The following is a 12,203-nucleotide window of genomic DNA, read 5'->3' as shown; positions in this document are numbered from 1 at the left end:
CCCACGCGCGGGGAGAACAACGCCGCTGCGAAGATGGGAATATCTTCGCGCGGGGTATCCCGCGTGACTCATGCGCTCTTTTCAATAACCACTTACCCCTCGCCTGTGACTAGAACGCTCGGCAGGTGCGGTCTCGCACTCCTCACTAGGCAGGGTGTCATGGATCTACATTGGCGATGGCTCTTCGTGGTGGTGCCGGCGCTCATGGGTTCTCTGGAAGCGTGTGATGTGGACCCATGGGAATCGGAGTTGACGGTCGACAGCGAGGTGCAGAGCGGCGGGGCGAGCCAGAAGCGCCTCCCCGCCGGCGCGAGCTGCAGCTGCGATGCGGACTGCGACGGCGAGGCGGCCGTCTGCATGCTCGGCATCTGCATGCAGCGCGCGGAGGGGCTGTGTACGGCGCCGAACAGCGAGGAGGGCTGCGCGCCCGGCTCTCGCTGCTTCGACACGGACATCCTGACCGACTCGGGGGTGTGTTATCCCCTCTATGATCCAGAGACCTGCGATGGCGTGCAGAGCCGTCATGGCCTGTGCTCTCCCCGGCGCGGCGACGGGTGCAACGCGGCCTGCGGCGCGGCGTGCGCGGAGGACACGGTCGGCGCGGGGGAGATCGGCGCGGCCTGCGACGCCGACGAGGCGTGCTCGCTGCGCGGCGCGACCTGCTATCGTGACGAGGATCCCTCGGCGCCGAACGGCTGGGTGGAGGGGTACTGCCTCGCCTTCGACTGCGAGAGCGACGACGAGTGCGGGCCAGGCGCGGGCTGCTTCCCCGCGGCGGAGGGCGGCTCGCCCGTGTGCATGAACACCTGCGGCAGCGATCTCGACTGCCGGCCTGGCTACGTGTGTCACACCGTCGACGGCGAGGGCAGGTCGGCCTGCTTCGCCGGCTGCGACGGCGCGTCGACCTGCCCGGAGGGCACGACCTGCCTCGGGGAGCTCTGCGTATCGGACGATGTCGCGTGCTCACTCGACGTCCCGTCCGGCTGGTGTCCGGAGGGCAGCTCCTGCGATGGCGGCGCGTGCCGCAAGGGCCCCTCCGCCTGCGGCGCCGAGGGCGACGCCCTCGAGCCCAACGACGACCTGGGAGCCGCGGTGACCGCGCCCATGGGCGTCACGAAGGACCTCACCCTCTGCGAGGGGGACGAGGACTGGTTCAAGATCGTGGTGCCGGAGCGGACCATCGTCCGCGTGGGCATCCGGTTCCGTCAGGCCGCCGGGGACATCGATCTGGTGGTCTATGACGGCGTGGGCCGCCTGCTCGGCGCCCGCGACGGCGCGCAGTACCCGTACTCGTACCGCGATCAGGAGACGGACACCGAGTTCTACGGGTTCTACTCCGAGCGGGGTGGCGCCGAGTACTTCGTCCGGGTCGTCGGCCACGACGGCGCGCAGAACGTCTATGGCCTGGACGTGACGTCGACTCCGTATGTCGACGGCCCGAGCTGCGTGGACGCAGGCTTCTCGTTCGACGAGTGCGCCGGCTTCGGCGAGCGCGGCGGCGGGCTCTTGCCGTTCCCGTTCCCCGACCTCGACGACTCGGTGGTCGGCGGCGGTTACATCTGGGAGACGTTCAGCAATTACCGCTTTGCCCGGCGCGAGCTCATCATGCTCGTCCGGGACGCCCTCGCGGAGACGCTGCATGCGTTCCCGGGCACGACGCCGCTCTCGCTGATCGACGTCTGCCAGATCAACGGCGTCACGCCCGGCTACGACATCGACAGCCCCCGTCACCCCGAGTCGACGCACGACCAGGGTGGCAACATCGACATCGCTTATTTCCAGACGGACGGATCGAACGATGGGGAGATCATCTGCGGAGACGGGTCGAAGCACGAGGACGGGTACTGCTCTTCGGCGGCGAAGCGGAAGCACATCGTCGACCTCGAGCGGGAGGCGTTCTTCATGGCCAGGCTGTTCCGCTCGCCCCGCACGCGCGTCATCGGCGTGGACAAGGTCATCGCGCCGTTCCTGTCGAGGACCGCGGCTCGGCTGAACGCGCTTCCGGCCCGGGATCGGCGGAAGATCACCGACGACGAGCTCGCGAGCTTCTCGGACCGGATGGCGTACGGCGAGGGGTGGCCGTATCACCACCACCACATCCACCTCAGCATGGACTGGTGGCCGAAGAAGACCGCGGCCGGCGGCGGCACGCCGGAGGCGTCGTTCGCGGCGCCGCCCGCCATCCATCGTTCGCCCGCGCCCACGGCCGAGCAGCGGATGGCGTGGCCGCCCCGGCCCGCGATCGTGCGGTGAAAGGTCGCTTGCGCGATTCACATCCCTCCTGGAAAAGTGCGCTGTATCCACAGCGCACTCATGCATCGAAGGATGCCTCGTCTTACTCCACAGCCGCTGCCTGCGGGGCCTTCTACGAGGCGACGTGCAACAAGCAACCGATGCCGGCCTGAGCCACGGGATTCCCTGCGGTGATCGAGGTTCTTCGCACGTGGATCCAGGGGGGCGTGCAGGCCCCTGTCACCCTTGATACCTGACGCGCCGATGCGCGTGAAACGGCAGAGGATAACTACATAAAGGCGGGAATATGGGATCAGCTCGGGTCCCGCCTTCCACGCCCCGCGCCGCCATGCTTTACTGTCGCCGTTCTTGGGAAGATGTTGCCGCCTTTTCGGCGCCTTGTCCGCCGGACGGACAGGTCATCGACCACCTGAGGAGAGCTGCTTTATGAGCAAGGAACGAGATACCGAGACCCAGGGCCCGTTGTTCAAGGTCGTTGACCGGCGGCAGGCGCTCCTGGGGCTGGGAGTGATTGCCGTCACCGTGTCGTGCGGAGATGGCAGCGAGTCGGAGGATCCCAGCGGCGCAGGCGGAGGCTCTGCGAGCTCCGGGGGCGGTGGGACCACGGCCTCGGGTACCGGAGGCGGCGGGTCCGACCCCGGCACCGCCACGTCGAGCTCGAGCGGCGCGGGACCGGCCACCTCCACCACGGCAGGCACGGGCGGCTCGGGCGAGGGAGGCTCCGAGCCGGGCACGGGAGGCGCGGGAGGCAGTGGCGGCAGCGGCAGCGGCGACGGCCTCCAGGCACCGCCGTTCGACGATGTGCCGACGTGCAGGGCGATCAACAAGACGGACGGCGCCGGTCAGGGCCCCTTCTTCATTCACGAGCTCGAGAAGAACGACGACATCTCCCTGATCCGGCAGGACATTCGTGGTCGCTACAATGAGAGCGCGCCGGAGGGTGTGGAGATGCACCTCCACCTGCGCGTTGTCGACCTGAGCGCGCCCGGCTGCGATGGCAAGGGCGTCGGCCTGCCCGATGTGGACGTCTACATCTGGCACACGGACGGGCAGGGGTTCTACAGCGGCTTCGGGACGAGGGGTGCTGCCAGCGAGCAGAAGCCCGACTCGCCCTATGCGGGCAGGCCGGGTCAGAACGATCTCAACAACACGGACCGTTTCTGCCGCGGCGTGCAGACCACGGACGCAAACGGCGTCGTCTCGTTCCGCAGCATCTTCCCCGGCTGGTACAACGGCCGCGACGTTCACATCCACTTCGTCTGCTTCAAGAAGGGGTCGATGTCGAAGGGTCGCACCACGTACCAGGGTGGAGACCACATCTTCACGACGCAGTTCTACTTCGATCCCGCCTTCACCGACTCCGTCCATACCAAGTACGAGCCGTACAAGGCGCGCACCACCGGCAGCCTGGCGAATTACTACCAGGGCGCCATCAAGGCCGACGAGGCGGGCAACAGCGGCCTTCGTGCCAAGGCCGTGATGGAAGGGGACATCGTGATCGCCCAGATGCAGATCGCGGTGAATCCGGGCTAGGCAGGGCGGGCTCGCTCCCTCGAAGAACAGTACGGAAGGGCCTGCTCGGCCGCGCGGTCGTATCTCGGTGCGCGGCGCGGGCAGGATGAGGGACAGCAGGCGTGCTAGGGTCGGGGCCATGAGACGTGATGGCCCTGACGCCGCTCCCCCGTCGATGCCCGGCGAGGTCGGCGGCTACTTGCTACGGCAGTTCGAGATAGCCTGGCAGCTCACCAGCTTTCACCTCGACGGGCTCTCCACCGAAGAGTGCTTGTGGCGCCCTGCTGACCAGGGATTGCACGTTCGTCAAACCCCCGATGGCCAGTGGCGCGCCGACTGGCCGGAGCACGAGGGCTACGATCTCGGCCCGCCGAGCATCGCGTGGCTGACGTGGCATCTCGGCTTCTGGTGGTCCATGGCGCTCGACCACGCCTTCGGCGACGGCGCGCTCACGCGCGAGGACGTGACGTGGCCTGGCGACGCCGGCGACGTGCGCGCGTGGCTCGGAGGGCTTCAGGGCCGGTGGCGAGCGGTGCTCGAGCAGGCTACCGACGACGACCTGCGCTCGACGCGACGGACGCGGTGGCCTTTCCAGGACCGCCCGTTCGGTGACGTCGTCGCGTGGGCCAACGTCGAGCTCACGAAGAACGCCGCCGAGATCGGCTATGCACGCTTCCTCTACGCACGAAGGCCGCGCAGCTAGGGGGCGAGCTTGCGCGGCTCCAGGAGGCCCGATCAGGGCACGATCGTGATCCGGTCGAGCGCGGGCGGGGAGACGGGCGAGTTCGCCGCGAAGTAGTCCCGCAGCGCGTCGAGATCCAGCGCGCCGCCGAGCCGGTCGGTGCCGTCGTTGAGCACGGTGAAGCCGTCTCCGCCCGTCGCCAGGAAGCTGTTCACCGTCACCCGGTAGGTCCGCTCCGCCTCGATCGGGACGCCGTTGAGCCGGATCGAGGCGTTGTCGACCTTCGCGCCGACGGGCGCGCTCTGGCTGTAGGTGTACGTGAAGCCGTTCGAGACCTGCAGGATCACGCTCCGCAGCACGCCCCCCGCGTCCACCCGGAACTGCTGCTCCAGCAGCGTGTCGATCTCCGCCCCCTTGAGGGTCATCACGACAAGGCTGTTGCCGAAGGGCTGCACCGCGAACACCTCACCGAACGTGACCACCCCGTCGCTGACCTCGGTGGACGAGGCGGCATAGGTGAGGTCCGTGCGGACGCCGCCAGGGTTCATGAACGCGATCTCGGCACCGCCGGTCCTCGGGTCGCGCGTGGCGGCGAGCTGGGCGTCGGCGATCACCGTGCCCATCGTGAACAGCCCGGCGCCCATGGCCGGGACCGCGCGGTCGAGCGTCGCGGTGATGGTGCCGATCTGCACGTTGGCCAGCGGCGCCGCGAGGTCCTTGTAGCGCGTCACCAGGGTGCTCACGCCCGCGTCGGGCGCTTCGCGCGTCACGATGACGTTGTTCGCCGTCTTCGCCGTCACGTCGCCCGTGCTCTTGCTGATCTCCAGATCGATGTCCGTCACCAGACGGCCGAACGACGCCGCGCTCGTCACGATCTTGTCGCCGAGGATGCAGTTGTACGCCTGATGGGTGTGCCCTGTGACGATCACGTCCACGGCGGGGTCGATGTTCGTGGCGATGTCGATGATGGGGCCAGAGAGGCCCGGGCACTCGTTGAAGAGGCCGGTGGGGAGCCCTCCCTCGTGGAGCAACACGACGATCGCCTCGATGCCCTGCGCCTGGAGCTCCGGGACGATGTCGTTCACCGTGTCGACCTCATCCATGAACGACAGCCCCGCGACGCCGATAGGCGTCACGATGGACGGCGTGTCCTCGAGCGTCATGCCGATGAAGGCGACCTTCACGCCGTCGAACTCGCGGACGTCGTAGCGCGGGAAGAGCGTCCTGCCGCTCGTCGTGTCCACGACGACGTTGGCGGCGAGGAACTTGAAGTTCGCGCCCGGGAAGAACGTGCCGTCCGTGCAGCCGTCGGCCGGGCTGCACCCGCCGTACTGCATCCGGAGGAGCTCCGCTGTGCCCTTGTCGAACTCGTGGTTGCCGACACCGTTGATGTCGAGGCCGAGGAGGTTCATGGCCTCGATCGTCGGCTCATCGTGGAACAGCGCCGACACGAGCGGGCTCGCGCCGATGAGATCGCCGGCCGAGACCACCACGGTGTTCGGGTTCGTGGCGCGGAGCGCGGCGACACGGGACGCCAGGTAAATGACGCCGCCGGCGTCCACGGTGGTGTTGGTGGGTGTGGCAGGCACGGTGATCCTGCCGCTGCTGCCTGTGGGGGGCTCCAGGTTGCCGTGGAAGTCGTTGAAGGCGATGATCTGAACGCTCACGGTGTCGCCGCCGGAGCCGCCAGCGCCGCCGGTGCCATCCGAGCCGCCGGTGCCACCGGTGCCGCCCGAGCCGGCAGCGCCGCCCGAGCCGGCAGCGCCGGTGCCACCGGAGCCGCCAGCGCCGCCGGTGCCATCGGAGCCGCCGGAACCACCGGAGCCGGCAGCGCCGGTGCCACCGGAGCCGCCCGAGCCGGCAGCGCCGCCCGAGCCGGCAGCGCCGGTGCCGCCTGAGCCGCCGGCGCCGCCGGAACCACCGGAGCCGACAGCGCCGGTGCCACCGGAGCCGGCTGCGCCGCTGCCGCCGGAGCCACCTGAGCCGGCTGCGTCGCCGCCGGAGCCGCCGGAGCCGGCAGCGCCGCCGCCCGCGCCGGTACCCGTCGCGCCGCCGCCGCTGCCGCTGGACACCGAGGCGGTGGTCGTCGCCCCGTCATCGCCGCAGCCCGCGCTGGCGACCGGCGGCACGCACAGCGCGGCTCCGAGGAGCGTGACCCGCCACGCTTGTGCGCATCGCCCGGGGACCCACGAAGCTCCGCTCGATCTCATCTCTGCTCCTCCACGCCACAGCGCTCGCCGCTCCATGGTGCCACATGCTGGATTCCCCTGGAAACGGTCATGTGAACGCCGCGCGGCGGGCTCATGGCCGGCCGCGGCCGCGGCTCCAGAACGCTACGACGTCCTCTGGCAGCTCGCGCTCGCGCAGGACCCGGAGGTCGTCGGCGTCGACGCCGAGCACAGCAGGGATGCCGCGGCTGCAGTGGCGGGACCACATGCTCAGCGTGTAAGCCCCCGTGTCGCGGATGAGCACGAGATCGCCGGGCGACAGCTCCGGAAACGCGAGATCGCGGGCCAGCACGTCGCCGCCGAAACAGAGCGGGCCGCCGAGGGTGCACGGCGAGAGCGGCCCCCCCTTGGGTTCGGCCTCGGGATCGAGCGCCATGAAGTCATGGTGCCAGTCGTCCGGGTGATACGCGCGGCGCAGCAGGAAGTCGGCGCCGAGGTGAAGGATCGCGGTGCGCCCGGCCGAGTCCGTCTTCACATACTCCACCCGCGAGACCGCGAAGCCGCAGCCCGCCTGGATCCAGCGCCCGAACTCGGTGATCAGCGTGGTCCCCTCCTCGAAGAGCGTCGGCACCTCGCGCCGCAGCGCGGCCGCGTAGTCCTCGAGCGCCGGGGGGCGGTCCGTGCTCCGGTAGGCGACCGGCAGACCGCCGCCGATATCCATGGTGCCGGCGGCGAGCGGGCCCATCGCGCGCCGGAGCTCCTGGCGCAGCGCCTCGACGCGGCCGATCCCGTCGATGAGCTGCGAGAGCGCGCACCCCTGCGAGCCGACATGCACGTGCAGCCCGGTGAGCCACGGGTACCGCGCAAAGGCGGCGCGCACCGCGTCCGCCTGTTCGAGGGGGACCCCGAACTTGGAGCGCCGATCCGCGACGCTGGTCAGGGCGATGCTGGAGGCCCCGACCTGCGGGTTGATGCGCAGCCCGATGCGGCTGGCCACCCCCCCGTGACGGACGAGCTCGTCGATGCGTCCGAGCTCATCGAGGTTGTCGGCGTTGAGCCGCACGCCCAGGCGGAGCGCCTCCGCGATGTCGGCGCGGGACTTCGCGGGAGAGTCGTAGACGATGCGGTCGGGTGGGCAGCCGGCGGCGAGCGCGAGCTTCACCTCCTCGAGGGAGGCCGCCTCGAGCCCCGCGCCGCAGTCGACCGCCGCCCGCAGGACCTCGACGAGGGGGTTCGCCTTGATCGCGACGGTGTGGAGGGCGCCCGGCGGAAACGCCGCGCCGATCCGTCCGATGCGCGCCCGCATGCGCCCCAGATCGTGGAACAGGACCGCCGGCTCCACATCCATCCCGCGGCGCCGCGCCTCGCGGAACGCGCGCGCCATGCTCCCGGGATCCAGCCGATCCGTGTCGCTCATGGAACCTCCCTGCCGCAGTCTGGCGCCCCGGAGGGCGATTGTCCGCCCCGCGCCGGCGCGGCGAACGGAAGAGGTGCCCTGTTTCCTCGAATTTTCGTGACGCTCGGCGGGCAGCGGGCAGGCGCCGTCCCGGCTCGCCGAGGGGTGGCCCGGGTCGAGCCGGGGCGTGACGCACGGCCCCCTGGACAGGACACCCGTGCGCTCAGGCATCGACGATGATGTTGAGAATGCTGGTGACCAGCCCCGAGGTGTACGTGGCCGGCATGATCACGTTGCCTGGCGGCGGATCGAGGCTGGACGCCGGGAGGTTCGCCGAGCGAGCCGCGTAGGCCGCCTCCTTCGCGAAGACCTCCGCGCTGAGGTCCGCGTCGAAATAGAGCTGCGTCGTGATCAGCCTGGTCGTGGCTCCGTTGATGCGAGCGACCATGTGGACGTGGACTGGCCGCCCCGCGTCCGACCCGGGATAGATCGACTTGAAGCCCACGATCCCGTTGCGGTCCGAGAGCTGCACGCCGCGGCAGAACCGATCCTGGCTCTCCGGCGTGCGCTCGGCCGCGCCCGTGGACGGCGTGGAGGGGCGCTGATGCTCGAAGCCGCTGGTTTGCCCATCCGCGTCACAGTGCCAGAGGTAGACCTCGGCGTCGGGGATGGGCTCGTTGTTGTTCCGGGCGTCGAGCAGGCGGACATGGAGCCGGAGCTCGCAGCCGGGGTGGTCGTCCCGGATGTCGCTGCGAAACAGGCTGATGTCGTTCGGGATCTCGCTGTCGTCGATGAAGAACGGACCCCCGATGTCCTTGGCGGTCAGTCGGCAGCTGCCGGCGCCCTCGAAGATCGACGGATCCAGCGCGTCGGCGCCGCCTGCGCTGCTCGAGCTGGTGGCGAAGGGGCCGGCGGTGCGGCTGCCCGTGCTACCAGGGCCGCTCCACGTGCCCCCCCCGCCGCCGGTGCCGCTCCCGCTCAGGTCGCCGCCCCTCTCGTCGTCCTCCCTGCAGGACACGAGTACGGGCCTGGTGATGGCGAACGCCCCGAGCTTGACGAGGGGCTGCCGACGGTTGAAGACCCAGTCGAGCAGCTCTCGCGGCACGGCTCCTTGGCTATTGCGCATACAACGGTCTCCTTCGATGAGTCGCTGAGCCGACCCGTGCAACCACCCTGGCTTGACCGGACAGGGAGCGGCGTCCCGCCCCGGCGCTGCCCATGCCGGCGCCGTGGCTGACGGTGGGGCCGTTGTCGACGCCGCCAGCGCCGCTGGTCGCCGAGGAGGCGCTCGTCGACGCCGCGTCATCGGGGGCGTCATCGCTGTTCCCGGTCTCGGACTGGCACGCCACCATGACGAGCGACGGGATGAGCGCGCCGAGGAGGGGTCGGGGAGCACGGGTACCGAAGCTGCCCGAGGACAGGCTGCCCCACCCGCTGTTCACGGTGAGACAGTGCTTCAAGGACATACGGGCTTGGCCCTCCTAAGTAAGAACCGGGCGACGCGCCGAGGTGCGCGGTAGCGGAGCGACGTACCGCGAATGAGAAGCTCTCGCCCCGTCCAGCTCTATCGTGGCAGAGCCAGGGCTCTCATCGAAGCAGCTCTGGTGAAGAAGTGCAGTGCGCGCGGTGCGCACAAGGTTTCCTGTGTGACTCAGACGAATTCCCGGAACGCGCCGATGTGATCACGGCACGGGTTCGAGGAGGGGCCAGGCCGGTCCACGGAGGCCGCCGCGGGGCACCTGACCAGCGCGCAGCCGGGCCTGGAGGGCTCAGGGGCGCCGCCGGGGACGCGCTCTCCTGTCGGAAGGCCGACAAACGCTTCCGATTTTGCCGTTTGTGGTGTACTAGGCGCCCCCTCGAGAGCTCGAGCCGGACCCGCCGCATGACCCGCATCCTCCTCATCGACGACTCCGCCGCGATGCGGACGTACATGCGAGCCGCGCTGGAGGGGGCGGCAGAGCTCGGGCCGGCGGTCGAGGTCGCCGAGGCGGCGAGCGGGTTCGAGGCGCTCCGGCGGATGCACGGGGGCGCCTACGACGCGGTGATCATCGACATCCACCTGCCGGACATCGACGGCCTGGAGCTCATCCGTTTCATCCGGCAGAGCCGGCACCATCGCGACGTCGCGGTCGTCATCGTGTCGTCGATGTCCTCGCCGCGCGAGCGGGAGCGGGCGTTCCGGCTCGGCGCCCATGCGTTCGTCGCCAAGCCGTTCGCCCCGGATACGCTGGTGGCCGCCGTCCGGCGGGGGGTCGCGTCGAGCCAGCTGGGCCTGCGCGTCGCGACGTAAGCGGGCGCGACGCCTCGCGGCGAGGCTTCCGGCGCGCCGCTCCGAGCTGGTAGGGTGCGCGCCATGACGCTCCTGTCCCACCTGCGCCGCTTCCGCGTGGCTGCGTCGCTGGCGCTGCTCGCCGCGACCGCCTGCTCTGCCTCGTCTCCCGCGCCCCGCGTCGAGCCGCCGCCCGCAGCCGCCGCGCCGGCGTCGTCCGGCGCGCCCGGTGAAGTCGGCCCGACCGGGCTGCTCTCGGAGGAGGACTTCAAGGCCCTCCACGAGCTCAGGGCGGACAAGGCCCCGCCCGCGCGAGGACAGACGGTCGAGGTGGCTGGCACGAAGGCGTACCTGAGCCTGCCGCGGGACGCGAAGCCGCCGATCGCGGGCGTCGTCGTCATCCACGAGTGGTGGGGCCTGAACGAGCACATCAAGCACTGGACCGATCGCCTCGCGGAGGACGGGTACGCGGCGCTCGCCGTGGACCTCTACGGCGGCAAGGTCGCGACCACGCCGGACGACGCCATGGCGGCGATGAAGGCGGTCGACGAGGCGAAGGGGATCGAGGTCGTGCGCGCGGCGCACCGCTTCCTCACGACGGACGCGCGCGTCCTCGCGCCGCGCACGGCCTCGATCGGGTGGTGCTTCGGCGGCGCGTGGTCGCTCAAGCTGGCGCTGAACGAGCCCGAGCTCGACGCGGCCGTGATCTACTACGGCCGGCTCGTCACCGACCCCGCGCAGCTCAAGGCGATCAAGGCGCCCGTGCTCGGCATCTTCGGCAACCAGGACAAGGGCATCCCGCCCGAGGTCGTCAACGACTTCGACAAGGCGCTCCACGACGCGGGCATCGAGCACGAGGTGCTCCGGTACGACGCCGATCACGCCTTCGCGAACCCGTCGGGAGAGCGGTACAACACGAAGGCCGCGGCGGACGCGTGGGAGAAGGCGCGGCGGTTCCTGGCGGCGAAGCTGAAGGGGTGATGAGCGGCGTGGCTGGCGAGGAGGGCTCAGGCGGCCATCCCCCTCGCCGGCCAGGCGCTCAGCGCGACTTGAGCCGCTCGATCTCCGCGCGCGCCTGCGCCAGCTCCTTCTCTGTCTCCTCGCGCAGGCGCCGCTCCCTGTCGAGCTCCGCGGCCAGCTCCTCGGCGATGCGCTGCGCGTCCTCCTGGTGGGAGATGACCTGATCGAGCATCCCGCCAAGGCGGGCGATCATCTCGTCCGCGTCCTCGAGAGGGGCGTTGCCCGCGAAGAAGCGGAGGCGAGGGCCGTCGAGCAGCAGATCGAGGCCGAGCACCTCGGAGGCGAACCGGCCAGCCTGAGGCACGATGCGCTGGTAGGCGCGCGGGCGTGACGGGTCGCTCTCCTGGGCCGCGGGCAGCCTGTAGGCGTGCAGGCGCAGGCGGGCGCGGTCGAAGAGGAAGTACTCGCGGATGCCGAGCCGGGCGTAGCGGTCGACGTTGAGCTTGTGATCCTTCGGGCGGCTGCCGGCGACGTGGAGCTCGATCACGAGATCGAGCCCCTTGCCCTCGTGGTCGACCATCCACCGCATGCGCTCGTGGGGCTCGACGTCGACCACGGCGAGCAGGTCGGGCGCGAACCGCGGCTCGCCGGGGTAGAAGACGGCGAGCTCGGAAGAGAGATAGATCTTGCGGGCGGTGCGGCGGAAGAAGCCGTCCAGGGCGTCGAGCGCGTCGCGCTTCGCCTTGCGGTGCGCGTCTCCCTCGGGAGGCATGAGCTCCAGCGGGACCTCGGCAGGGAGCATGTCGACGACGCGCGCGCGCTCGGCCGGGGTCATCCGCGCCCACTGCTCGCTCGTCGGCGCGCGCGGGTCGGCAGGGTCGAAGAGATAACCGGCAGGGAGGGCCTGAACCACACGCAAAACCTAGCTCAACCGACCTCGCTCGGGGAGGCTCCCAGGGCGCC

9 protein-coding genes are annotated in these 12,203 nt (G+C 70.4%); 5 read left to right on the top strand and 4 right to left on the bottom strand.

Annotated elements, in window-relative coordinates:
- Positions 1–159 precede the first annotated feature (159 nt).
- The 3 genes from WME97_RS37515 (at position 160) to WME97_RS37505 (ending at position 4,468) form a co-directional block, all read left to right on the top strand.
- Positions 160–2,253, top strand: coding sequence for a PPC domain-containing protein (locus WME97_RS37515; RefSeq protein WP_437544897.1), 2,094 nt, complete (start codon positions 160–162; stop codon positions 2,251–2,253).
- A 426-nt stretch (positions 2,254–2,679) separates the two neighbouring features.
- Complete coding sequence (locus WME97_RS37510) at positions 2,680–3,786, top strand: hypothetical protein (RefSeq protein WP_437544896.1); 1,107 nt, start codon at positions 2,680–2,682, stop codon at positions 3,784–3,786.
- Positions 3,787–3,904: 118 nt separating this feature from the next.
- A complete protein-coding gene (locus WME97_RS37505) occupies positions 3,905–4,468 on the top strand; it encodes a DinB family protein (protein WP_437544895.1) in 564 nt (187 codons plus the stop codon).
- A 32-nt stretch (positions 4,469–4,500) separates the two neighbouring features.
- On the opposite strand, the gene WME97_RS37500 is transcribed toward WME97_RS37505, so the two are convergent.
- From WME97_RS37500 to WME97_RS37490, 3 genes are all read right to left on the bottom strand, one after another.
- Positions 4,501–6,657, bottom strand: a complete 2,157-nt coding sequence (locus WME97_RS37500) for a bifunctional metallophosphatase/5'-nucleotidase (protein WP_437544894.1) — start codon at positions 6,655–6,657, stop codon at positions 4,501–4,503.
- Between the two features lie 91 nt (positions 6,658–6,748).
- Positions 6,749–8,032, bottom strand: a complete 1,284-nt coding sequence (locus WME97_RS37495) for a diaminopimelate decarboxylase (protein WP_437544893.1) — start codon at positions 8,030–8,032, stop codon at positions 6,749–6,751.
- A gap of 202 nt (positions 8,033–8,234) precedes the next feature.
- Positions 8,235–9,137, bottom strand: coding sequence for a protocatechuate 3,4-dioxygenase (locus WME97_RS37490; RefSeq protein ID WP_437544892.1), 903 nt, complete (start codon positions 9,135–9,137; stop codon positions 8,235–8,237).
- A 756-nt stretch (positions 9,138–9,893) separates the two neighbouring features.
- Between WME97_RS37490 and WME97_RS37485 the strand changes: the two genes are divergently transcribed.
- Positions 9,894–10,301 carry a response regulator gene (locus tag WME97_RS37485; RefSeq protein ID WP_437544891.1) on the top strand — a complete coding sequence of 136 codons (408 nt, stop codon included), beginning with the start codon at positions 9,894–9,896 and terminating at the stop codon, positions 10,299–10,301.
- Between the two features lie 63 nt (positions 10,302–10,364).
- Positions 10,365–11,261, top strand: coding sequence for a dienelactone hydrolase family protein (locus WME97_RS37480; protein WP_437544890.1), 897 nt, complete (start codon positions 10,365–10,367; stop codon positions 11,259–11,261).
- A gap of 58 nt (positions 11,262–11,319) precedes the next feature.
- Here the strand turns inward: WME97_RS37480 and WME97_RS37475 are convergent, their stop codons facing one another.
- Entirely contained in the window at positions 11,320–12,153 is an 834-nt protein-coding gene (locus WME97_RS37475) for a Uma2 family endonuclease (protein WP_437544889.1), read from the bottom strand.
- Positions 12,154–12,203 lie beyond the last annotated feature (50 nt).

Source organism: Sorangium sp. So ce367, assembly GCF_051520455.1.
GTDB lineage: Bacteria > Myxococcota_A > Polyangia > Polyangiales > Polyangiaceae > Sorangium > Sorangium cellulosum_B.
The sequence above is the reverse complement of the archived record's forward strand: the minus strand, read 5'-3'. Positions and strand labels throughout refer to the sequence as shown.